Origin of the sequence: Brevibacillus sp. HB1.1 (genome assembly GCF_013332445.1) — a bacterium.
Classification (GTDB): Bacteria; Bacillota; Bacilli; order Brevibacillales; family Brevibacillaceae; genus Brevibacillus; species Brevibacillus porteri.
This window is the reverse complement of sequence record NZ_JABMIV010000005.1, coordinates 14,404-37,871: the sequence shown is the minus strand read 5'-3', so window position 1 is coordinate 37,871 and position 23,468 is coordinate 14,404. Positions and strand designations below refer to the sequence as shown.

Below are 23,468 nucleotides of genomic sequence, written 5' to 3'. Positions count from 1 at the left end.
AAGTCTGAACACTTCAAAAACATGGAGGTTATACAATAATGAAAAAGAATTCGGTTATCCTGACAGCTTCAGTTGCCACGCTCGTGGTCGGTATCGGAGGTTACATGCTCTATGACTATTTCGTGGGAAACCATGTGGAGATTCAGCCTGCAGCTGCGGTAACCACAGCCTCATCTACCGCTTCCTCAACGGCTCTGACAGCAGATCAACTGAATAAAAAATGGACGATTAATGACCAGTCCAAAGTCTATTTCTCCGTAACGACGTCGAAAGAAACGGTAAACTTTGAAATGGACGGGATTACCGGCAGCTGGGATGTGAACCTCTCTGCACCAGATCAAATGAAAGCAACAGCTTCCGCTGACTTGAATCAGCTGAACTCCGGTAATGAAAAGCGCGACACCCATATTAAATCTCCTGATTACTTTGATACTGCCGTGCACCCAGCTGCTACTTTTGAAGCGAAATCTTTTGAGAACTGGCCAACGGCATGGACAGAAGGACAAAAGGCTTCGTTCACCATCAATGGCGTCCTGACCGTAAAAGGAATTGCCAAAGACGTGAAAATTAATGCTGACGCGATTTATTCCCAAGGCAAGCTACAGTTGGAAGGAACGTCCATCGTAACGTTTGGTGACTTCGGATTGACCAGCCCTCATACAATCGTGGCCAAAACGGAAGAAAACATTAACATTACATTACGACTCGCGCTGGATGCTGTTTAAACAATCGCTTTTCGCAGGAACTGCTTCGAGAGACGTCTGACATTCACAGACGTCTTTTTTCACATATTTTTACATTGTGATATTGACATTGTTAATTCGATATCATACCATAAAAGCATGCTAACAGATTCGAGCAAACGGAAAGGATGATCTTGTGAGTACGTCTCCCCTTCGAGCCAAACGCATCCACTATCGGACCAAAAAGTACCGCTCGCCGGATGGACTTCCAACAGATATTTGCCTCTTTACGATCCTTTCCATCCCGCGCCAAACGAAAACAAAATCGCTGCCACACAAGCAATTAGCCGTTCTTTTAATCAAGCGAAAAAGCGATATATTTGGAGAGCAATGGGCCTTGCCTGGCGGGTTTTCCCATGAATCGGAGACACTGGACGAATGCGCCTATCGTGAGCTGAAAGAAGAGACGAATATTGACCGCGATGTACACATCGAGCAGTTAAAGACGTACTACAAGCCGGGAAGAGACCCTCGTGGTTGGATCCCGAGTGTTGCCTATGTCTCCCTCGTTCATGAAGATTTATTGAAGCACGCACAGGCAAACGACGACGCATCGGACGCGCAGCTGTTTCCGATTGAGGAAGCCTTTGCGCTCAACCTTGCTTTTGACCATCGTGAAATTTTAACTGACGCCTTACAGCGAGTTCGTGAGCAGATGCTGCAAACGACTATTGCCAAAGCGTTTTTGCCAGATGAGTTTACCTTGAGTGAGCTGCTGCAAGTGATTGAGACTGTCGTTCCATCCTTTTCGGCAAAAGATCGCGGTAATTTTGAGCGTCGCTTGCTTGCGACAACCCGACGACAAGGACTTCTCGAGCCAGTTCTATCGGCTGACGGACAGCCTGTCTACTCGACCGAGTTTTCGAATTCGCCAGCCAAGCTCTATCGCTTTACTGGCTTTACCCCAATTGCCATGATTTACTGAGCAAGGACACTTTCTCGGTGCTGAACAGCTGACTTTTTGAACGCACAAATTCAGGAGGTTTTTGCCATGAAAGCTTTAATTGTGATCGACTACACGAATGATTTTGTCGCGACAGATGGTGCATTGACTTGTGGTGAGCCTGGTCAAGCTATTGAAGGACGCATTGGAGAATTGATCCGCGACTTCCTCGCAGAAGGCGATTTTGTCGTCATGGCAGTCGACGCTCATCGCGAGCAGGACCCGTACCACCCTGAGACAGGCCTCTACCCTCCGCATAACATTATCGGTACATCTGGCCGGAATTTATATGGCAGCATTCAGGAGATTTACGAGGAATTCGAAGATACGATTCACTGGATGGATAAGACGCGCTACAGTGCTTTTCAAGGCACCGACCTTGCGCTATTGTTGCGCACGAGAGGTATCACTGAGATTCATCTGGTAGGTGTCTGCACGGACATTTGTGTATTGCATACAGCGATTGAAGGCTTCTATAATGGATTTTCTGTCGTCATCCACGAGGATGCCGTAGCGAGCTTTCTTCCAGAAGGTCACAAATGGGCTCTCGGTCATTTTCAGAACCAGCTTGGTATGACTGTCCGAAAAAAATAACAGGCTCATGGCGAATAGGAGGCAATCTTCATGCGAATCGGCATTTATGGCAGCAGCTTTGATCCCATCACGTACAGCCATTTGTTCACGGCAGCGACCGTCGCTCATCGGAGACGACTGGATAAAGTCATTTTCGTACCATGCTCTTCAAAGCGTCATGATAAAAAATTGCAGACAGAGGACGTCCATCGCTTGCACATGCTCAAACTGGCTTTGGCAAGCAGTACACACAAAACAAACAAGTATGGCGAACCACTTTTCGAAATTTCTACAGTCGAGATGGATGCCTTGCCAGGTGAAACCTATACGTATGATACGATGATTCACATGAAAAAGAAGTATCCAAACGACGAGCTCTTTTTCATTATGGGATCGGATTTGTTAGAGGGACTGTCGAACTGGGGCAACGCTGAAAAGCTGGTCGCAGGCTTCCATTTCATCGTGATGTCGCGTGAAGGCTATCCGACCGCTGACTTGATCGCGGAGGACGCGCTGCTGCGCAATCACGACGAGCATTTTCTCATTATGAGCAAAGGCATCAACATGGGAATCAGCTCTACCTATATCCGAGACGAAATCCGCAAAGGCGGAGACCCCAGCTTCCTGTTGCCAGATGCTTGCCTTCAGTACATTTATGAAAAAGAAATCTACAAAGAGCCCTACGTATAAATCCAAAAAGAAAAACAGCCGAACCTGAAAAGGGTCGGCTGTTTTTGTCGTCTCCATCAACGATTGAGAGTATTGGCAATTGCAGGCTGTCTTATCTTTTTCTGATAGTTCACCAAGTAAATACTGCACACGATCAATACCAGACCAGCAATGAGCGAATACGTAATCGGCTCGTCCATAAAAATGGTGCCAGTGACGACTGCAATGAGCGGCACAAGAAACGTAAAGGCGGCCACCTTGCTAGCTTCACCTGCATTCACGAGCCCAAAGTAAATGACAATGGCAATCGGTACCCCAAATGTAGCGCCATAGCTGAGACCGATCAGATACGGAACATTCCAGACAATGTCGGACCAGCTCTCTACGCCTGTCCCCAAAAGAGTTAAGGCCGCGCCACCGATGATGCATTGCATGGCAACCATCCACAGCGAATCTACCTTGGCACTGACTTTTTTCACATAGATCACGCCCAACGCCCACGTAAGAGCCGTCAACAAACCTAAAATGACGCCCACGATGGAAACCTGTCCAGTCAGTCCATCTGCACTGACCGCAAGTATCCCGAGGAATCCCATGATCAGCCCAATGACCTTGAGGACCGTCATGCTCTCACCCAACCACAACCAAGCAAAGAGTCCTATCAAGATTGGCTGGAAGTATACCAACACAGAGAATAATCCACCTGGCAAATATACGAGTCCAACCGTCTGAATGCCGTAAAAGCACAAGGTATTCAGAAAGGCAGATATACAATAGCGCAACCAGTTTTCACGCCAGTTGATCTTTTTCCATTTCGGTAAAATGAATAAAGCGAGCAGAAGTCCGCCAATCAGCGAACGCATTCCTGCGAATAAAATTGGTGGCGTATAGGCGAGTGACATTTTGTAGATCGACCAGCTTAAACCCCACATCAATACCAAACTTGCAATAGCGACAACAGTCTTACCCGAAAACTTTCCCACGAGGGGCCTCCCTTTCTAGCTGCACACTTGCTCTTCTGTTTTTGTCCGCCTCTTATAGTACCACACAAAAGAAGAAGCCGGATGTTCTCACCCGGCTTTGCTTCCTGCCATATTATTGCAGCTCTTGGCGCAGGAACTGGTCGAAAGCATCTGTCGGAAGCGGCTTGCTGAACAGATAGCCTTGACCATGGTCGCAGCCATTTTCCTTCAAAGCCGCTACTTGATCATGGAGCTCAATTCCCTCTGCGATGACATTCATATTGAGACTTTGCGCGATCGTGACAATCGCTTTTACAATCGCTTGACTCTCTTGGTTGTGATGAATGTCGCGAATAAATGAGGCGTCAATTTTGATTGTATCGACTGGCAAGCTCTTAATATAACTAAACGAGCTATAGCCTGTTCCAAAATCATCAATTGAAATTTGGATGCCGATGTCCCGAATCTGCTGCAGGACTGCCGTCGCCTCTTCCATTTTGACAAAAATACTCTCCGTAATCTCGAGTTCTAGCCAATCAGGGGACAGATTTGTTTCCCGAAGAATATCCTTGATCATCTCGACCAGATCTTTTTGATAGATCTGTCTCGCTGACAAATTCACAGAGACCTTCAGGGTATATCCTTGATCGTGCCAGAATTTATTTTGTTTGCACGCCTGTTTCAAAATCCATTCCCCAAGCGCCAGAATCATCCCTGTCTCCTCAGCGATAGGAATAAAACGATTCGGCGGGATGATGCCCAGCTCTGGATGCACCCATCTGACGAGCGCCTCCATGCCAGTCATCGCGCTTGTCATAATATCGATTTTGGGCTGGTAGTAAATTTGGAACTGCTCTTGTTCAATGGCTTTCCGCATCTCATTTTCCATCAAGATACGCTCCAGCGACTTCGCTTCCATCGTCGGATCGAAAAAGTCATAGCCATTCTTCCCGCGCGATTTCACTGTATATAAGGCCGTATCGGCCCGTTTCAACAAATCTTCGGGATTGTCCCCATCTTGCGGGTACAAGGCGATGCCGATGCTGCACGACACGTTGAACACATGACCCTCCAATTCAAACGGCCGCTGCAACTGATTCATGATCTGCTCTGCCAATGCAGACGCTTCGCTTCGATCTTGCAGATGGTTCTGCATAATCGTAAATTCGTCTCCACCCAACCTGGCCACGACATCTCCTGGCTTGAGGCATGCCTGTAGACGCTTTGATGCTTCGATCAGCAACATATCCCCAACATCATGACCGAACGAATCGTTCACATCCTTGAAGCGATCCATGTCCAAAAACAGCACAGCCAGATTCGATTGGAAACGCTTGGCCTGCATCATTTCCTTGCTGAGCTGTTGAACATACATCCGTCGATTCGGCAAGTCTGTCAACGCATCGTGGTAAGCCAAGTGATGAATCGTCTCTTCGGACTGTTTCCGGTCTGTGACGTCACGGGTTACGAGGAGCAGCTTGGTCACATTTCCTTCTTCATCCGCTATCGGATTGATTTTGCTTTCTGTCCAGATAACATCGTTTCTTTGGGTGTTAATCCGGCACTCTACCATGTACTCTTTACGTGTAGAGAAGGCATGCTGAATCGCATAAGCAAAAATATCTCGGTCATCCTCCACAATCCACTCGAACAGGTTATGGATTTCCTCATCAGGAACGGTATGCTCCCATACCCGCTTGTGAGATGGAGACAAATAGAGAAACTCCCCATCCAAGTTGATGATGCTGATGATATCCGATGTGTTCTCCGCGATAATGCGATACTTTTCTTCACTCCGCTTGAGCTCGTCTTCCATTTGCTTGCGACATGTGATATCACTGCGAATGGAAAGGTATTGATAGATTTCGCCCTCTTGGTTCTTAAATGGCACGATGGTTGTATCGACCCAATAATAGCTACCATCTTTGGCGCGATTACGAATTTCCCCCCGCCAGACCTGGCCAGATCGAATACAAGACCACATTTCTTTAAAAAAGCCTTTTGGATGGTAACCCGAATTAAGAATACGATGGTCTTTTCCAATCAATTCGCTTCGTTCGTATTTCGATATGCGGCAAAATTGCTCATTTGCCCGCAAAATAATCCCCTTATGGTCCGTAATTGCCAAGATCGTGGATTGGTCCAAAGCGTATTTGACATCTGCCAGCTCATTCACAACCATGTTCAGCTCACCATCTTTTTCGCGTAGTAGCCCAGCCCAATCTTGGGGTGTCAGTGAAGATATCATTTGGTTATACATTTCAATCTCCTGTTTATACTTTCGAATACAGTCAAAAAAAATGATCCTTACAGAAGGATCGTAACGTTCTGAATACAAGTTCGTTCCATTTTACCATGTTTTTCCGAAAGTTCAACGAGAACAACTGCGGTAGAAACAACATTTTTACAAACTTCTTGATGTGTCCATACGAAAAAAATGAACCAGCACACGTAGCCTGGCTCACTTTTTTCAACAATGGGTATGATGAGACTGCTCCCCCTTACAAGCGGGCAAGAATGCTGCGATCGAGGTCTGCGACAGAATTGCTGCCAGACAGCGCCATCGCGACGTCAAATTCATGGATGAGTGTATCTAACACACTCGCTACACCTTGCTCTCCGGCAACGGCCAGTCCATACAAGAATGGGCGACCAATCAGGATAGCATTGGCACCTAAAGCCATCGCTTTCATGACATCTGCTCCTGTACGCACGCCACTGTCGAGCAAGACAGGTATTTTGCCAGCTACCACCTCGGCAATCGCTGGCAACGCATCCAGTGTAGAAATGGCGCCATCCATCTGCCGCCCACCGTGATTGGAAACGATGATTCCATCTACGCCATGCTCTAAAGCAAGCCGCGCATCATCTGGATGCAAAATGCCTTTTACCAAAATCGGCAGACGCGTATGCTCACGCAAAAAGGCGATATCGTTCCAATTCAGCGCTGGATGATAAATGTTTTTCAACACTTCCTCCACTGCATTCTCCGGCGTTACCTCAGGGAGTCTCGAGCAAAAAATAGGGTCTGTCAAGTAATTCGCCAGTCCTCTTCCTTCGCGCAGTGGCGAATACCCGTTACGGAAGTCTCTACGCTTCCACCCTAGCATAACGGTATCTACCGTGAGGACAATGGCAGAATAGCCAGACTTTTCCGCTCGTCTGACCATGCTCGCAGAAACCTCTCGATCATTCGACCAATAGAGCTGGAACCAACGATAGGCATCGCCCATCACTTCAGCAATCTGTTCGAGCGAGTGAGCGGAAACCGTACTGGCTACGAACGGCACTCCGGCTGCTGCCGCCGCCTTGGCAGACGCCAGCTCCCCATCGGGATGTGAAATCGTCTGCATACCCACAGGAGCCAAGAAGATCGGTGTGCGTAACGCTTGATTATACAGCGAGATACCAAGTGTACGATTCGTCACATCCCGCATCATCCGCGGAATGATTGCCCAACGGGAAAAAGCTGTCCGGTTTTCTACCAGCGTTTCCTCTGCCCCTGATCCCCCAGCAACGTAATCAAATGGCCCATCCGGTAACACCTCTCGCGCCTTTTTCTCCCAATCCTCAATGGAAATCGGCAGTGCCTGCGTGTCTTTGTTCACACGGGTAAATAAGAGTGATTCCTCATTTGTTTTCATCATCTGGTTTGCTTCCTTTCTGCGATCGTCTTTCATCTTTTTTATCTCAATTCACATAAATTCGCAATAGTCTTAATCTCTTTTCTATTCCACAGGCTTGTCCACATTCGCAACTGCCTTTATCAAGGCTACTTTTTCTTTTTGCCTTTTCGGGCTTTGCGACGGATTTGTTTCTTTGCTTTTTTTTCCTTCATTCCACGGGTAATTGAACCCACCCATGTGATGGTTTGACTATTTTCATTGATGACCTTTACCACGTTACCACTGTTGTTTCCACCTGAACCGGCAAACGCTTTGGTTACGCTTTTAGGAGAGTTATTTGCCGTATCACCAAAGTTAATGTTTCCGACATTGTTGTTGATTGTCACAGTTCCCACAAAAGTCGGCAATTCCTCTCCCTCCCCGTCTGCAATGGCTTATTTCCATCATATTCGGACGGTTTTGCGCCCGCTTGGACGATGGTTGAGGGCATTTGTCTGATGTGATCTTGCGAAAAAAAAATCTCCCCGAGTAGACAAATCTACGCGAGGAGAAAGACCTTTTTATTGCGCGGTATAACCGCCGTCGACCAGTAGGCTTGTCCCTGTGACGAAGGAAGCATCATCGCTGGCAAGGAACAGAACAGCCTTGGCGACTTCTTCTGGTTTACCCAAGCGCCCCATCGGATGCAATCCAATCAGGTGCTCGTTTAAGGCTTCATTTCGACCAGCGATCAGCGGCGTGTCAATATAGCCCGGGCAAACCGCATTTACGCGAATCCCTTGCTTCGCATACGTAAGTCCTAGTGTCTGGGTCAGGAGCTTCACTCCACCTTTGGCGGAAGAGTATGCGGTCACGCCAGCTTTTCCGGCATGGCTATGGATCGAGCCACAATTGACGATCGCGCCGCCAGTCCCTTGCGCCAGCATTTGCTCGATAACGTATTTATCGCACAAGAACACGCCAGTTAGATTGATATCAATCGTTCTTTGCCAATCATCCATGCTCAACAGATGACCTGGTGCGTCTTTCGCGATACCCGCATTGGCAAACAGAATGTCTACCTTTCCGAACTTTTCTACAGTGGCGTTCACCATGTTTTTCACTTCGTCTTCTTTCGTTACGTCCGTTTTCACGAACAACGCATCGAAGCCAGTTTGATTCAGCTCTTCCGCCAATTCATTACCACGTGGGGAGAAGTCAGCAATCACTACTTTCGCCCCTTCTTTTGCGAAGAGACGGACGGTCGTCTCTCCGATTCCGCTTGCTCCACCTGTTACGATCGCTACTTTATTTTCGAGTCTCATGGGTAACTCCTCCTATTTTCAAAAATGGTATTCATACCGTTTTATCTCGCTGTTGCGCCGCCATCGATGACGAATTCCGCCCCTGTGACATGAGAAGACTCGTCAGAAGCGAGGAACAGCACCATATTGGCTACATCCTCAACAGTTCCGAGTCGACCTGTTGGAGTCGCTTGTGCCAATTCTGATTTGGAATGCTTTGTCGTTTCCGAAGCATAGGACACCATGTTTGTATCGATATAGCCAGGGTGAATCGAGTTCACGCGCACACCGTGTGCCGCATACTCCATCGCTGCATCCTTGGACATGATGCGAACCGCTCCCTTGCTCGCTCCGTACAAGACGTGACCCGGCGCACCAAAAAGCCCAGCGATGGAAGAGGCATTGATGACAGAACCACCTTGTTGTTTTGCCATGAGTGGCATCACATGCTTCATTCCCAAAAAGACACCCGTTACGTTAATCGCCATGAGGCGATTCCATTCCTCTACGGTAATCTCCGCCAACGGTTTAATGATATAAATGCCTGCATTGTTGAACAGGATGTCTACTTTCTCGTATTGTTCTACGGTGGTTGCTACTACTTGCTGCCATTGCTCTTCGCGGCTTACATCATGCGCAATCGCGATGGCTTCTCCACCCGCATCCTTGATTTCGGCTACCGTCTGAGAGGCACTGTCCAGATTGATATCGGTAACGACTACTTTCGCACCTTCCTTGGCAAAACGAATCGCCGTTGTTTTCCCGATTCCTGTTCCACCACCGGAAATGATCGCTACTTTCCCTTCGAGTCTCGCCATTGTAAACGCCTCCATTTATTATGTCTTTTGTACCTGATCTCTTGCCTTGCTTTCATTATAGGACTCTTTTATATTTAAAAATATGTAAACATACTTACCCTTCCTTAAGTACAACTAAAGGATGTGAGCTTGCCAAATGCATCTGGAACAACTGGAATATATCGTAGAAATAGCGAAGGCAGGCTCCCTGACCAAAGCCGCTCAGAACAAGCATGTGACACTCTCCGCCATCAGTCAGTCGCTCGCCAGTCTGGAAGCAGAGCTAGGCGTTACTCTGTTTACACGTTCGCGCCTTGGAGCTGTACCGACCTCTGAGGGGCGCATCATCATCAAAAAAGCGTTTGAAGCCTTGGGAAAAATCCAGGAGATTTGGGAGGAAGCACAAAACTACACGAACACGTTGACTGGTGAGTTGAGACTCGCTACGATTCCCGGTCCCATGAATCTACTGGTCGATGCCGTCGCGAGCTTTAAAAAAGATTATCCTCACATCCGTACCGAAATTGCAGAAAAAGGCACGCAGGAAATATTAGAGGACATTCTTCATGACAAGCTGGACATCGGGCTAGTCATCATCCACGAGAACCTGCTCAAAAAGAGCGAGGGACTTGGCTTGGTGTTCGAACAGTTGCTAGAGGGGAAAATGGTCGTCGGCGTCCCCAAAAACTCGCCCCTTGCCTATCAGGATTCCGTTACGCCCGAAGAGCTTCGCAAGCAATCCTTTGTCCTGTACAACGACGACTATGTCAAATGGTTCGTAGAGGATTTTGCCGCTACGTATGGTCCTGTCGACATTTTGTTTACGACTAACAACACAGAAGCCCTCCGCAATGCGATCCGGCAAAATCTCGCTGTTACGATCGGACTGGATTATTCTTTTGTTCATGAACCACATTTGCAAGACTCCGATACGAGAACCCTTGATTTGGATATCCCTTATCAGCAACCTATTTATTATGGCTGGGTCCGCTCTGCGGAACGGCATTACTCCCGCATTTCCATGAACTTTATCAATCGACTCCAATACGATTTGAAAAGCAAGAAATACTCCCCGCTTCTTTAGTAAGCAAAAAGGCTGCCGGCATTATTTTCGCGGACAGCCTTTTTCTATTCATTCTTACTGCGCTGGAGCAAGGAATGTCTGTTTATTCTTACCATCGATGATGAGAGCCGATCTAGCCTTCACCACTTGATTCTCGTACGTGAAATCTTTCTGTGAGAAATTGGCGATCACTTGCAAATCATCCCCATAAACTGCCTTTTGCACGAGTCTGTCTTCAGACAACACGCGATAATCGGTCATCTCTTGCTGCACTGCTTTTTTATGGAAGGGAGACCACACCTTCAGATAGTTCATGATCAACTCTTGTTCAGCATCCCACATCTTTCTATCCACATGATAGAGCGGCGGAACATTGTAGAGCAGCTCTTTGAGCATACGAGTACCGACTTCTCCCTTGATCTTCAGGCTCCCCCACTCCCAGTGATGGCTTGTGATCACCGAGTTATTGTACACCAGTTTGTATAGCGGCAAGGAGTACGCTGGATCAATGTACACATGCTGGTACTCTTCCTTGATCGGAACCTGCTTCTTGTATCTCTCTGGAATCTCACCCGCTGGGGACCAATAACCTCCCACATAATACGGGCTTTGCTTGTTTTTTCGCATATCTGGATCTGCCCATTTGATGACAGGCGTCTCAATCCCGTGGGCAAAAGCAATGCTTCTGCTAGCGAAGTCGTTGCCCGTCTCAGAGCCAACGACCAATTTCTTTTCATCACGAATGTAGTCCATCCGTGCAAGCTTCGCCTTCATATCCTGTGCTTCTGTCGTCGTGTGCTCAGGTGAATAATCATCGTTGAAATCTCCTGCTGCATCCACATCAATAAACCACGAATTAAAAGCGACTTCGTTACTCATGATTTCATCCATGCGCTGCTTCACACTTGGCAACGATAAGGTTGGATTCAGCAATCTGCCACGTTGCAGAAAACCAGCCTTCTTTTCTCCATTTTTCTTCGTGATTGTCGCATTCTCATACAAGCTCTTATCCTTGAAAATGGCCGTATTCCAATCCTGATTTTCTTCCTTATGAATGGAATGGTACGAGTCGTAGCTAGCGATCAAATAGCCTGTATCATTCGCCTGTTGAATGAATGCTGGCTTCATGTATGCGGCTGTCCAGTCCGGCAAGCCGATCCATGCATTCGTAATTCCGGCTGCTTTCATGTCCTTGAGCAGATCAGTAGAATCCGCATTGCCCCACTTTTCTATCGGTGGAACGGCATCCTGCAATACACTTTTCAGCAGTTGTTTGTTCAAGTCGTACAGCTGTGCTTCCGTCAGCTTGTCGATCCCTTTTCCGATGAGTTCTTTTGTCTTCTCATCGACGCTCGTAAATAACTTCGGATTGTAAAACTCACGCGAGCGCAATGCATAGTTGAACCCGCTGATAATCGCTCTCTTCTGGTAGTCCGCAACGTAATCCTGTTTTTGAATCTCGCGGAATTGCTGGATGCTCTCTTTTCCATCCTCGCTGCTTTGCAAGAACTGCTCCATCCATCCGATGAAATTCGCGTCCAGTTTGGTTTTCAATACACGCCATTTTACATCCTCAGCAGTCAGGAAGCTCTTGTTCCACAAATAAAAATGAGGAGCTCCGTACAGCTTTTCCACATCCGAGTTCGCTTTCGCTTTTTCAGCAAGAGTCAGCAGCTCTCCCTTTTCCTTTATATAATCCTTGTACACGCCTGCAATGCTGACTGGATCATTGTCTGTTACATACAAGCGGAATCCGTAGGTCTTGTCTGAATGAATCGTCGGGAACTCATGCGAGAACGTGAAGGAAATCGTCGGATCGACTGCAAAATCGACTGTACTGTTAAACAAGTTGTCCACCACGTACATGAGCGCGTACTTGTTCTTATTGACAGCAAAAAAGCGCATCGAGAATGACTCCGCGAAAGTAAGACTCTCCTCTTTGAAAAAGGACTGCCACTCTCTGTCGTCGGCAGGAATCCACTTTCCTTCCCCCAAAGGCAGCATATAGCTAGGTCCTTTCACAGTAGGCCAGGAAAAGCTCTCTGTCCCTGTCGAGGTCAGGGTGATTTGCAAATGATCTTCTTTCTTTTGAAGCGAGACATCCAGCTTATCGTCTGGGTAGCTCCAGGTAATCTCTTGCTCACCTTTTTGTACATTCGCTACCTTACGGGCTGGCATAGGCTCAGAAGCGCTTTCCTTGACTCCGTCTTTCTCGACAAATACTTCGAAGGTCTCCGGCTTCACATCAAAAGTAAAATCTGCGTGTTGCTTCGCCTGCACTTGCCCGTTAGCATGGTTGCTCTCACAACCAATTACTACTTGGAGCATGAGGGCGAACACGATGAGTAAAATCGCTTTTCTTTTCATGAAATCCTCCTAGATCGAATAACTATGTATATCGTATTACGATGTACATATGCATAAAAAGTCATCGAAAACCTTGTCCAAGGTCACCTTACAACCCGGCGACCTCGGTCCATGAGTCTTCTTCGACTTATGTTGCTTTTTACGAGGGTGTAGCGGACAAATCATCATCGAAGCGAATACTTTTCCTTCGCCTGTGTATCATAGCTGCTCCTAATCGAAACATGCCATAACCAATCAGTCCCCCGATTACATTCAGCAGTAGATCATCGACATCAAAGCTTCCTAATGCAAGCAAAAGCTGCAACGCTTCAATGATAAGACTGGCAGACAATGTGAGAAAAAACACGCGATGCATGTTTTGAAAGGACAAGAATAACAGCGGCAAAAACAATCCCAGCGGCAAAAAAATAAGGATATTCCCTATCAAGTTATACATCACCGTACCGAAGCTGTAATGATCATAATGGAAGACGTAATCCACCAAGGTTTGAAATGGCTTCGTATTTTGAAAAAGATGCGTATATTGCGGGACGCCGTACTCGATCATCCTCTGCTTCCATTCCACTGTAAAAGCTCTGCGCCGGAAGCGATCAGGCGACAATAACAAGAGATAGCTGGAGATCGCTACATACAAGAAAAACAACGTCATGAACCATTTGCGGAAGTATTTATCAATGAGCGGCATCGATTCAGACAGTTCCCGGCTGATTGCCCCCGTAGGTCCAAATCGTTGAATGGTCAGAGAGACGGCTTGCTGTTCCTCGTAGCCTTCTTCGACCAGCTCACACTTCATGCTCCTTAAATGATCCATCAGCTCATCCTTGACATCCTGCTTTTCCCATTTGGAACACGGCAAACGATTGACAACCCGCTCTGCGTATTCTTCCAGCTTCATTCGCTTACTCACTTCCCTCATTGACGAGCGTAATGAGTCTGCTCAAGCTCTGCCAATCCTTCATCTTGTCTTGAAGAAGTCCCTGGCCTGTCTTGGTGATCCGATAATATTTACGGCGTCCGCCCTCATTGGCTTCCCCCCAGTAAGACTCCACTGCCTTTTGCGTCTCCAATCGCTTTAGGGCAGGATATAGTGTGCCTTCACCGATTTCATACAGCTCATCGCTTTTATCGCGAATCTTCTTGGCCAACTCATAGCCGTACTGATCTTTCTGTGCGATCAGCGAGAGTAGCAATAGATCGATGCTTCCTTTCAACAACTCTTTGTTCACAAAAGCATCTCCTCCCTGTGACATGCCTAGAGATTACCACACTATACCTCGTGATACAAGGTAGTTGATCAAGGAAATTTGCGGATAATTCATTTAGTTCTATGTAATTATTGACAATAATAAAATAGGTAATATAGACTATATTCGACAAGGATTTTCATGAGTCTACGTACTTTTGGATGATCATTCTTTTCAAAACACAACTAGATAATAGGCCCATAGAATGAACCAAAAAGAAGATCTTCCCTTTTATGGAGCAGGTTCCTTTCAATTCGTGACTTCATTCTCTCTAACAGGAGGCACTTACATGCTTGCCGACTTTTCATCGATCGTTCTGAACGCAGTTCTCTTAGCCTATTTTGCAATTGGTGTGCTATTTTTGTATTCCGAATCCAAATTTTTGCGTAAAATGAAGACTCGTAGAAATAGATAAGCCGATTTTTAGATAAAGGAGTTTGCACGTACATTGAGATCTCTTTTTCGCCAATTTCTGCCACGTCAGAATCAACCCCAAGAAATTACCTACAAGGAACTGGATTCGAAATTGATCAAAGCTGCTCGCTACGATCTGGTTACAAACCACCTCTACATCCGTTTTCACGATGGACGCGAGGTCGTTTACTGTCGGGTCACTCCTTACGCTTACAATGCGTTTTTAAATGCTGACTCGTTCAGCGATCATTTTCATTCGTTCATCAGCCAACGGTACTTGAACTATCAGGTGATGTAGCCTGTCTATACAAAATGCCCTCAGTCTGTCTTCTCGACACTGAGGGCATTTGTTGTTGATCTTCTCTATTTTAATGCGCGATGCAAAAATGATTTGGTCCGCTCAAATTTAGCGTTTGTAAACAATTGCTCAGGTGTCCCCGACTCTACGAATTCCCCGTTGTCCATAAACATGATTTGGTTCGCCACCTCGCGCGCGAATCCCATCTCATGCGTCACAACCATCATCGTCATATGCTCTTGGGCAAGCTGCTTGATGACTTGCAGGACCTCACCTGTCAGTTCTGGATCGAGCGCAGACGTAGGCTCGTCAAACAACAAGATTTGCGGATTCATCATCAATGCTCTGGCGATCGCCACACGCTGCTTCTGTCCGCCTGAGAGCCTTGCTGGGTATGCGCCTGCCTTATCAGACAAGCCGACCTTTTCCAAGAGCTCTGCACTCATGCGCTGGATGTCCTCCGCCGCCTCCCCTTTGACCACTCTAGGTGCGATCTCAAGATTCTCCTTCACCGTCAAATGAGGAAACAGATTAAAATGCTGAAATACCATGCCCATTCTCGAGGTGATCTGCTTGATTTCCTGGTTACTGGCGTAAACGCCGTCCTTCACCAAATAATCATCCTGCACCCGAATGCTGCCACCATTCACCTGCTCCAGATTGACCAAGCTACGTAGCATTGTGCTTTTGCCGGAGCCAGACGGTCCAATGACCGCCACGACTTCGTTCTTTTTCACCGAAAACGAGACATCTCGCAAAACTTCCTGATTGCCAAACGATTTCTTTAGATTCGATACTTGAATGATATCCATATTGCGCCAGCCCTTTATTCGAATTTGAACCTTTTTTCCAGCCACTTAAAGAATAACGTCAACAATAGCGTCATCAACAAATAAATGATTCCGGCAATAAAAAACGGAACGATGGTAAAGTCGCGATTCACAGCCGTTTGTGCAAAGTGAAGCAATTCTGGGACGGCAACCGCATAGAGCAGCGCTGTATCCTTTACGAGAGTAATGGATTCATTTGCGACGGCAGGCAAAGCCACGCGAAACATTTGCGGCAAAATAATCTTGTTGGTCGTCTGCCATTTGCTAAAGCCGAGTACCTGCGCCGCCTCGTACTGTCCTTTGTCGATCGACAATAGTCCTCCACGGAAAATCTCCGCGAAATACGCTGCGTAGTTCAGCACGAAGCCGAGGCATGCAGCTACGAATCGATCCATAACCAAGTATTCTCCGATCACTGGCAAGAGTGGGAGACCAAAGACAAAAAACAATAGCTGTAATAATAAAGGCGTTCCACGCATGACATACACATAGGTGTGCGCGAACCAAGACAGACCTCTGCTGCTGCTATTCGCCATTAAGGTAATGAGAAATCCCAATGGGATCGATGCCAGGATGGCGATGAAGAACAGCAACACCGTCATCTGCGCCCCTTCTAGCATGGGCACGGTAATGGAGATAATATAGTCTAAGCTCATCTGGTATGCTCCTAATCCTTATAATAAAGCGTGGCTTCGCCAATCATTCGGCGAAGCCATCGTATCTTCCGTTTATTTCAACACGCGATTTTCGCCAAACCATTTTTCTGATATTTTAGTTGCTGTTCCATCCTGATTCATGGTATCCAAGGCTTTTTGCAGTTCGTTCAATAACGCCTCGTTCCCTTTTTTGACGCCCACTCCATACTCCTCAGGTGCAAGTGATTCTTCCAACAGCTTAAAGGTTCCAGGTTCTTTTGCCATGTAGTAATCGGCTACAATCTGGTCGATGACAACTGCTTCCACGCGGCCAATCTTCATATCGCTCAATGCCAGTACATTATCAGGATACTCTGTAATTGATTTGACCTGATTTTTCATGTCACTTGCATTGACAGCGTCAGATGCGGAAGACAGCTTTTGCAAACCAATTGCTTTACCGGCCAAGTCTGACAGCTTGGTCCAGTTGCTATTTGCCATCGTGACCACTACTTGCGCGTTTTTCAGATAAGGCTTGGTAAAGAGAACCTTCTCTTTTCTCTCATCTGTAATCGTATATCCATTCCAGATCAAGTCGATACGACCGCTATTTAGTTCAGACTCTTTTGCACTCCAATCGATTGGTTGAAACTCGACTTGTTTTCCCATTTTTTCGCCGGCTGCACGCGCATAATCAATATCAAAACCGACTAGCTCATTTTTTTCATCCCGGAATCCCATTGGTGCAAACTTATCATCAATTCCGATAATCAGCTTGTTCGCGTCAGCGCCAGTTTTTGCGCTGGAACAGCCCACTACCAATGAAACCATCGCACTCAACAACAAAGACATCCATGCTATTTTCTTCATCGTGATGATCCCCCTCGTTTCCCTACTCTATATTTTACTCTGATAAAGTGGTAATACGTTAACAAGGTATCATGATAGCACATTAGCAAGGAATAGTCGATACTTTAGCAAACAAAAGCACCTTAGAAATATACGCCAAATGAATGAGTAAAATGCCCGACTAGCAGATGCATGTCTTTTTCTTTTTTCCGACACTCCCTCGTTCCTCTATCTTTTTGATATACTCCGTAGCCAACGGAACCTTGCACGCTGTCTGTCCGACGTCCACATGTACTTTGCCAATCGCTGCAGCCACTTCCAACGCTTCCTGATGAAGTTCCGGTACATACGCCCCTACTGAAATAACGAATTGATTCATGGTGTACCGTACGCGATTTTGTTCCTGATGAATCGTCTCCTTCACTCTCATGAGGAGCCGTTTGATTTCTTCTTTATGTAGCTGTTCATCGGGAGCAATCGACAAGTAGTTCGAATACGTATTCCACCCACATGTGGCTACCATCTCTTCCTTTGACTCGATCCATTCTCGTGCCAACTCCATGGCAAAATGACTCTCAGCCGCTACACTCGCAACCGTATATTCGGCGGGCGCGTACCAAGACGCTTCCTTGACCCAAGTCTGCAACCGCTCTTTTGTCATGCTCTTTGGGTCAACCGTCAATCCGGCCAAGTACATGGCGTCGTAGTTTCCCGTATCGTACAGCGCCTGGACGAGTTGCTGATCACGCTTGACCTCCTTGACCAGCTTTTTCATATCGCCGACTCGCACGCCAAACAAAGGCTCTTTTGCTCCATGCCGCAATAACGTTTTTTTCGTCTGCTCTGTCCGCATCGCTTCGAGCTTCTGCATGACTTCTTCCAGCGTCATCTTGTCACCCTCCTTTTTCTTCTATTAATTAGGATAACCAGCGGCGTTACCTCCAACACGAAAAAACCCTCCTCATTTAAAGGAGAGCTTTTTCCTGAAGAGCTTGACGCGCTTTTCCTATCCTTACGCCTGACTGCGTACTTTGATATACGAAACATTTCTGACGTTGATAACAACATCATCGTACTGTAGCCATCCACCGTCTTGATTAGCGACCATTTGAATGATCTCTTCCGGTTCCGTCGTTTCAACGCTAATCGTTTCACCGCCTCCGGAAAAGTAAAATTGAATCACTTTTACTTCCTTCATAAAATCCCCTCCTATTCCTTCTAGTTATCGGATGGTTGGAAAATTTTTGTTATGGGTGATTTTTTAGGTATACTTTTGTTGCAGCTATTCCGTTTTGAATGTATACCATTTCTGTGAAAAGGGGTTTGTTGAAAATGCCGGATTCGGTACACACGAGAAAAGGAGCAAGTAAAGCCTCGCTCATCCCTGACAATGTTTTAGCACTCCTTCATGCTGGAGAATTAGAAAGTGTCAATTTGACTGAATGGCAGGCTGTTGATCATATTCATCTGGTACAAAGCGTTCTTCCTCATGTTCAATTAGACACACATATCTCTCAACTTGTTTATCAATTAGAAGAAACGGGATCTACGAGCGGAATGAAAGCTATCCGTCTGATTGGCCAAGAACTACTTGCGATCTTACACAAATCGGGTGAACCCACAGCTACGTCTCCCGTTTTCCTATCGTTGGCCACCCACAAGTCAGACAGTGTACGTTGCTGGAGTGCCTATATCATTGGTTTGGACAACAGCTTATCGCTCGAAGAAAAGCTAAGGCAAATAAGAAAACTCTCGGCAGATCATCATTTTGGAGTGAGAGAGATCGCATGGATGGCAATTCGAGATTCTCTCGTGCATGATCTGAACCATTCCATTCACCTCCTGAGCGAATGGGTACTTGATACTGACGAAAATATTCGCCGCTTTGCGGTAGAAGCTACACGCCCTCGAGGGGTCTGGTGCAAGCATATTGACACATTGAAAAATGAGCCTGCTCGCTGTCTGCCCTTGCTTACGCCAGTGAAGTCAGATCCATCCAAATATGTTCAAGATTCTGTTGGGAATTGGTTGAACGATGCGAGTAAATCACAACCTGACTGGGTGACGCAGCTTTGTGACGATTGGTTAAGAATCTCTGATACAAAGGAAACGAAAAGAATTGTCACCAAAGCGAAAAGAACGATTCTGAAGACCCAAACCGAACAGAAATGATGAACCAAATCACCTATTTATCTCAATTTTATTTGTTAAATTCATTATCCGAGGAAAGTTTGCGCTTAATCGATCAATTAACCTCCTTATCCCCTTTTCCCAAAAATACGTGCATTCAAACACCAGAAACTTTTTCAGAGAGCTTTTACTTTATCAAACAGGGGAAAGTACGTTTATATAAAGTAAATCGGGATGGGCGGCAGTTCACATTCGACATCCTCGGGGAAGGCAATGTGTTTGGAGAAGTGGATCTCCTCTCATTAGGTACACGGGAGATGTATATAGAAGCCATCGAAGACTGCCTCATTTGTAAAATGAGCAAAGCAAAATTTGAGAGCTACATAATCGAACATCCGCAACTGATGATGAAGATCATGAAGATCATTAGCGATAGAATGGTTTCGATCAGCCAGGCAGCCGAAAATCTTGCTCTTCTCCCTTTACAAGATCGCATTATTTCCACATTAGTAAGGCTTGCCGATCAATTTGGCACTCCTAACAGTTCGGCATTTCAACAAATTGACTTACCTCTTTCCCATCAAGAACTCGCCCATTTTGTCGGGGCATCCAGGGAAGCTGTGACGGTAGCATTACGTGCTTTAGTAAGAGAAGAACTAATTCAAACAGGCTTTAAATCCATTTCCATTCATCGGGACGAAATTTTGAAGAGAATGTAATCCAGGTTACATCTTCCCCTCCAAAAGAAAGATATCGTAAAGCTATGGCTTTTACTATTCTTTCGAAAAAGAGGGGAACAACATATGGATAAACCACATTTTCAGAGCCTGCGCGAAGAGCTAGATTTTACAACCATTCAAATAGCAGACCTCCTCACTCGTGAAGTAACAGATGCATTTACAAAATCAATCGAGGAGCTGCGGACCTCTGGACACGCAAAGGGCTTGCCGATTGGTTCGATTGCACCTGATTTCTCGTTGAACGATCACACTGGCAAGACCATTACCTTGTCGGAAAAAATCGGAAAAGGTCCCGTCGTCCTTACATTTTTCCGTGGATCATGGTGCCCCTACTGCAATTTGGAGCTGCAAGCATACCAAAAACAGATCGATACGATAACCTCTCTGGGTGCCCAATTGTTTGCCATTAGTCCACAATCTCCTGCACACTCTCTTACTATGCAAGAGAAAAACGGTCTGAGCTTTCCCGTGTTATGCGATACCAATAACCAAGTAGCAGAAAAATATAAACTCAGATTCAGACTGCCTGATTTTTCACATGATACCTACCGATCATTGGATATTGATCTCCATCGTTTTAATAGCGAAGATTCATGGACACTCCCCATACCTGCTACTTATATCCTCGACAACCAGGGCGTAATCCGTTCAGCAGGCTTAGATCCTGATTACAAAAAACGCATGGAGCCTAGTGAAGTTTTAGACATTCTGCGTACCCTAACCTAACGCTTATATAACGAAAAACCAGTTGATCACACAACTGGTTTTTTCTACGTCTATGCTTTATGAACAATTAGTTTATTTTCCCTACCAAAACTTGACAAGAATATATCTTTTGGCTTATATTTTGCATGATTATGTCTAGCAAAATTCGACACATCTTTACAATTTTTGCTAAAAAATGCAAAAGGCAAAGTCATCGAAAGGTGGCGACGCAAAACCACGGGTCTACAGTCTTTGACCATGATAGCCGGGTTGCCATCATCTTGAGACCATTTATTCGATGTTGGTAGCTTCGGTTGTTCCATTTCGATGGAACGGCCTTTTTTTGTGTTTACATTTTTGAAAGGAGGATGAAAGCACTTTCATTATCGTATCGGATGGAAAAACATAACTTTAGTGACGTCAAACATACACAACATGGTTCAATCAGAGAAAATGATGGAGTGGAGAAGTTATGTACAAACAAGTAGAAACCGTACAAGAGTTAGCACAATTTCATGAAATCAAAGAAACAGTATGGACAAGCATGGGCTTCGAGATGGAGCATGCGAAAGAAGGCTCGGCTCAGTTCCTCTTACTTGCCGAAGATGGTGAAGCAGGTGGAACATTTGAAATGACGCCCTTTTCCAAATCAAGTGCTTATATGAAATCACTTTTTCAGGATGTTGTTACAGAAGATATGAAAGTAATGGAGGTAGACAGTCTCGCTGTTTTGCCGAAATACCGTGGACAACTAGGGCAAAAAGGAATTTGCTTAATGATAGATTACGCTGAAAAGCACGGTTATACCCACGCAATCGGGGTAGCAGATCCAACTTTTTTTACGTTCATTAATAAGAAGTATCAAGTAAAGGCGACTCAGACCAAAGATATCGTCTTTTACAAAGGGGCCGATGCCATTCCGACCCTCTTCCATCTAAAAGATGTCTATGACAATAAGCACGATCCGAAATATTCCTGGTACAATTCGTCGTCATCCAACCAAGTAAAAGTCGAGGTAGGTGGGTAACATGGATAACATGGATAACATTGATCTATTGAGAAGAAGAAACAATTGGGTCGTAATCGTATTCGCAAGTATTATTACGGTAGTTCAGGTCTTAAACCTTTTTCTAGGCGTATCGTACACATTCGTTTTCACGATACTGGGTATTTTGTATGGCGTACTGGCACCTTTTACTTACATCTCTAATCGCCCGAGGTTCCGTGAAAAAGCAGCGCCCTTCATGAAGTTTTTCAACTTCGCGGTAATCGGAATTTTTATGTTCATCGTAGTTGGACTGGACCCGCATATGATCAATATCATGACCATTATGTTCTTTGTAGCAGTCATGGGGATTTATCAAGACCGACTCATCAATATTTTGACGATTGTATCGACATTGGGTATTGTCTCTTACTACTTCCTGACACAGAGAGAAACGATTTTCCATTCGACAAACAACCTTGATCTGATGTACTTCTTGCTTACCTTCTGCTTCGTCTCTGTCACGAGCATGATGCATGCTGTATTCAATAACAAGCTGCAAGAGGAAAGTGAGCAACAAAAACAAGAAGCGATTGCCTCAAAGGAATCGTTGCAACGTGTTCTGGATCAGATCAATGAATCACTCACCTCTATGCAAGACTATCAAGAGAATTTGAACAAGGTGACGGACGGTGTAAATATTCGCGCAGTCGAAACCGTCGCTTCCCTGCAAGACATTATGGAGTCCTTTACGGTTCAGACCAGCAATACCGACGAACTGCGTCGGGAAATGAGCTCGACGAATCTGCAAGTGGAGGACATGACCCGCTCTGTTACAGAGATGCATGATTACGTAGAATCGACCAAAGAAGCCACTAATGAGAGCGGCAAACGCATCGGCAACATCGGCAATGACTTTGAACGATTCATCAAGGATATCCAAGGTACGAACCAGCTGATTCAAGAGCTCAATAAAGAAACCGAATCGATTGGGAAAATCATTCAAACCATTTCCGAGATTTCTGCACAAACCAATCTGTTGGCACTCAATGCCACGATTGAAGCGTCTCGCGCAGGCGAACATGGCCGAGGATTTGCTGTCGTAGCAGATGAAGTACGCAAGCTGGCTGAATCCTCCAAGCTATCCTCTGAATCGATCTCGAACCTGCTCATGACCATTCGCGAAAAAATGAAGCTCGTATCAGATATGATTTCTGAGTCACAGACTTCTTTTGAGAAAAATAGCGAGGGCATCATTGAAGTACAAGAAATGTTCACCAATGTAGACAACTACATGCAAAACTTTGCGGATAAAACGAAAAACCTGCAAGAGTTCATTATCCATGTTCACAGTATGATTCAAGAAGTCGGCGCAAAAGTTGAAGTCAACGCAGATATTACCGACAAGAACAAAGAGAGCCTGGAAGAAGTGCTTGTTCTCGTTTCTGAACAAAAAGACGAAGTCGTTAAGGTTTCTGGCGGCTTTGAGAAAATCGAACAACAGATGCGTGGTCTCCATATGTAACCTTCCTGCAACCGCCTTTCACGGGCGGTTGTTTTCTTTTCTCATTTTGTAACCGAATGGATATATAATGTAAATATTCTGATATTT

Annotated in this window: 25 protein-coding genes and 1 riboswitch; of the genes, 11 read left to right on the top strand and 14 right to left on the bottom strand. The window is 45.8% G+C overall.

Annotated elements, in window-relative coordinates:
* Nucleotides 1–38: 38 nt before the first annotated feature.
* The 4 genes from HPY27_RS14865 to nadD all read left to right on the top strand — a co-directional run bounded on the left by HPY27_RS14865 (nucleotide 39) and on the right by nadD (nucleotide 2,949).
* Nucleotides 39–725: a YceI family protein gene (locus tag HPY27_RS14865; protein WP_173623233.1), complete on the top strand. Its 687-nt coding sequence runs from the start codon at nucleotides 39–41 to the stop codon at nucleotides 723–725.
* 154 nt (nucleotides 726–879) lie between these two features.
* The gene (locus HPY27_RS14860; RefSeq protein WP_017251963.1) at nucleotides 880–1,668 is read left to right on the top strand and encodes an NUDIX hydrolase; all 789 of its coding nucleotides are present in this window, start codon (nucleotides 880–882) and stop codon (nucleotides 1,666–1,668) included.
* A gap of 66 nt (nucleotides 1,669–1,734) precedes the next feature.
* On the top strand, nucleotides 1,735–2,280 hold the full coding sequence (locus HPY27_RS14855; RefSeq protein ID WP_017251962.1) for a cysteine hydrolase family protein: 546 nt from the start codon (nucleotides 1,735–1,737) through the stop codon (nucleotides 2,278–2,280).
* Nucleotides 2,281–2,310: 30 nt separating this feature from the next.
* Entirely contained in the window at nucleotides 2,311–2,949 is a 639-nt protein-coding gene (nadD, locus tag HPY27_RS14850) for a nicotinate-nucleotide adenylyltransferase (RefSeq protein WP_017251961.1), read from the top strand.
* 56 nt (nucleotides 2,950–3,005) lie between these two features.
* Here nadD and HPY27_RS14845 read toward each other — a convergent pair whose 3' ends face one another.
* From HPY27_RS14845 to HPY27_RS14820, 6 genes are all read right to left on the bottom strand, one after another.
* Nucleotides 3,006–3,911, bottom strand: coding sequence for a DMT family transporter (locus HPY27_RS14845; RefSeq protein WP_017251960.1), 906 nt, complete (start codon nucleotides 3,909–3,911; stop codon nucleotides 3,006–3,008).
* A 112-nt stretch (nucleotides 3,912–4,023) separates the two neighbouring features.
* Nucleotides 4,024–6,150 carry a bifunctional diguanylate cyclase/phosphodiesterase gene (locus tag HPY27_RS14840; RefSeq protein ID WP_017251959.1) on the bottom strand — a complete coding sequence of 709 codons (2,127 nt, stop codon included), beginning with the start codon at nucleotides 6,148–6,150 and terminating at the stop codon, nucleotides 4,024–4,026.
* Nucleotides 6,151–6,391: 241 nt separating this feature from the next.
* Nucleotides 6,392–7,537, bottom strand: coding sequence for an alpha-hydroxy-acid oxidizing protein (locus HPY27_RS14835; protein ID WP_174225337.1), 1,146 nt, complete (start codon nucleotides 7,535–7,537; stop codon nucleotides 6,392–6,394).
* A gap of 125 nt (nucleotides 7,538–7,662) precedes the next feature.
* A complete protein-coding gene (locus tag HPY27_RS14830; protein WP_017251957.1) occupies nucleotides 7,663–7,923 on the bottom strand; it encodes a spore germination protein in 261 nt (86 codons plus the stop codon).
* Nucleotides 7,924–8,076: 153 nt separating this feature from the next.
* Complete coding sequence (locus tag HPY27_RS14825; RefSeq protein ID WP_017251956.1) at nucleotides 8,077–8,820, bottom strand: SDR family NAD(P)-dependent oxidoreductase; 744 nt, start codon at nucleotides 8,818–8,820, stop codon at nucleotides 8,077–8,079.
* Between the two features lie 41 nt (nucleotides 8,821–8,861).
* Complete coding sequence (locus HPY27_RS14820) at nucleotides 8,862–9,617, bottom strand: SDR family NAD(P)-dependent oxidoreductase (protein WP_017251955.1); 756 nt, start codon at nucleotides 9,615–9,617, stop codon at nucleotides 8,862–8,864.
* Nucleotides 9,618–9,753: 136 nt separating this feature from the next.
* Between HPY27_RS14820 and HPY27_RS14815 the strand changes: the two genes are divergently transcribed.
* Entirely contained in the window at nucleotides 9,754–10,680 is a 927-nt protein-coding gene (locus HPY27_RS14815) for a LysR family transcriptional regulator (RefSeq protein WP_017251954.1), read from the top strand.
* 54 nt (nucleotides 10,681–10,734) lie between these two features.
* Here the strand turns inward: HPY27_RS14815 and HPY27_RS14810 are convergent, their stop codons facing one another.
* From HPY27_RS14810 to HPY27_RS14800, 3 genes are all read right to left on the bottom strand, one after another.
* Entirely contained in the window at nucleotides 10,735–13,026 is a 2,292-nt protein-coding gene (locus HPY27_RS14810; protein ID WP_174225336.1) for a glycoside hydrolase, read from the bottom strand.
* A 139-nt stretch (nucleotides 13,027–13,165) separates the two neighbouring features.
* Complete coding sequence (locus HPY27_RS14805) at nucleotides 13,166–13,933, bottom strand: VanZ family protein (RefSeq protein ID WP_238144666.1); 768 nt, start codon at nucleotides 13,931–13,933, stop codon at nucleotides 13,166–13,168.
* The gene (locus HPY27_RS14800; protein WP_173621031.1) at nucleotides 13,926–14,252 is read right to left on the bottom strand and encodes a PadR family transcriptional regulator; all 327 of its coding nucleotides are present in this window, start codon (nucleotides 14,250–14,252) and stop codon (nucleotides 13,926–13,928) included. The genes HPY27_RS14805 and HPY27_RS14800 overlap by 8 nt, the downstream gene beginning before the upstream one ends.
* A 466-nt stretch (nucleotides 14,253–14,718) precedes the next feature.
* Between HPY27_RS14800 and HPY27_RS14795 the strand changes: the two genes are divergently transcribed.
* Nucleotides 14,719–14,982, top strand: coding sequence for a KTSC domain-containing protein (locus HPY27_RS14795; RefSeq protein WP_174225335.1), 264 nt, complete (start codon nucleotides 14,719–14,721; stop codon nucleotides 14,980–14,982).
* 65 nt (nucleotides 14,983–15,047) lie between these two features.
* On the opposite strand, the gene HPY27_RS14790 is transcribed toward HPY27_RS14795, so the two are convergent.
* The 5 genes from HPY27_RS14790 to HPY27_RS14770 form a co-directional block, all read right to left on the bottom strand.
* The gene (locus HPY27_RS14790; protein WP_017251948.1) at nucleotides 15,048–15,794 is read right to left on the bottom strand and encodes an amino acid ABC transporter ATP-binding protein; all 747 of its coding nucleotides are present in this window, start codon (nucleotides 15,792–15,794) and stop codon (nucleotides 15,048–15,050) included.
* A gap of 14 nt (nucleotides 15,795–15,808) precedes the next feature.
* Nucleotides 15,809–16,468: an amino acid ABC transporter permease gene (locus HPY27_RS14785; RefSeq protein ID WP_173623239.1), complete on the bottom strand. Its 660-nt coding sequence runs from the start codon at nucleotides 16,466–16,468 to the stop codon at nucleotides 15,809–15,811.
* A gap of 72 nt (nucleotides 16,469–16,540) precedes the next feature.
* Nucleotides 16,541–17,317 (bottom strand): amino acid ABC transporter substrate-binding protein, encoded by a 777-nt coding sequence (locus HPY27_RS14780; RefSeq protein WP_174225334.1) that lies wholly within the window; start codon nucleotides 17,315–17,317, stop codon nucleotides 16,541–16,543.
* A gap of 160 nt (nucleotides 17,318–17,477) precedes the next feature.
* On the bottom strand, nucleotides 17,478–18,185 hold the full coding sequence (locus HPY27_RS14775) for a DNA alkylation repair protein (RefSeq protein ID WP_174225333.1): 708 nt from the start codon (nucleotides 18,183–18,185) through the stop codon (nucleotides 17,478–17,480).
* A 123-nt stretch (nucleotides 18,186–18,308) separates the two neighbouring features.
* Nucleotides 18,309–18,494 (bottom strand): hypothetical protein, encoded by a 186-nt coding sequence (locus tag HPY27_RS14770; RefSeq protein WP_017251944.1) that lies wholly within the window; start codon nucleotides 18,492–18,494, stop codon nucleotides 18,309–18,311.
* Between the two features lie 134 nt (nucleotides 18,495–18,628).
* Between HPY27_RS14770 and HPY27_RS14765 the strand changes: the two genes are divergently transcribed.
* The 5 genes from HPY27_RS14765 to HPY27_RS14745 all read left to right on the top strand — a co-directional run bounded on the left by HPY27_RS14765 (nucleotide 18,629) and on the right by HPY27_RS14745 (nucleotide 23,381).
* Nucleotides 18,629–19,468 (top strand): DNA alkylation repair protein, encoded by an 840-nt coding sequence (locus HPY27_RS14765; RefSeq protein WP_017251943.1) that lies wholly within the window; start codon nucleotides 18,629–18,631, stop codon nucleotides 19,466–19,468.
* Nucleotides 19,468–20,145 (top strand): Crp/Fnr family transcriptional regulator, encoded by a 678-nt coding sequence (locus HPY27_RS14760; protein ID WP_174225466.1) that lies wholly within the window; start codon nucleotides 19,468–19,470, stop codon nucleotides 20,143–20,145. The genes HPY27_RS14765 and HPY27_RS14760 overlap by 1 nt, the downstream gene beginning before the upstream one ends.
* Before the next feature lie 84 nt (nucleotides 20,146–20,229).
* A complete protein-coding gene (locus tag HPY27_RS14755) occupies nucleotides 20,230–20,892 on the top strand; it encodes a peroxiredoxin-like family protein (protein ID WP_174225332.1) in 663 nt (220 codons plus the stop codon).
* Between the two features lie 173 nt (nucleotides 20,893–21,065).
* A riboswitch (cyclic di-GMP riboswitch) is annotated at nucleotides 21,066–21,149 on the top strand.
* Nucleotides 21,150–21,343: 194 nt separating this feature from the next.
* Nucleotides 21,344–21,898, top strand: a complete 555-nt coding sequence (locus HPY27_RS14750; RefSeq protein WP_174225331.1) for a GNAT family N-acetyltransferase — start codon at nucleotides 21,344–21,346, stop codon at nucleotides 21,896–21,898.
* Nucleotides 21,891–23,381 (top strand): methyl-accepting chemotaxis protein, encoded by a 1,491-nt coding sequence (locus HPY27_RS14745; protein ID WP_017251939.1) that lies wholly within the window; start codon nucleotides 21,891–21,893, stop codon nucleotides 23,379–23,381. The genes HPY27_RS14750 and HPY27_RS14745 overlap by 8 nt, the downstream gene beginning before the upstream one ends.
* Nucleotides 23,382–23,468 lie beyond the last annotated feature (87 nt).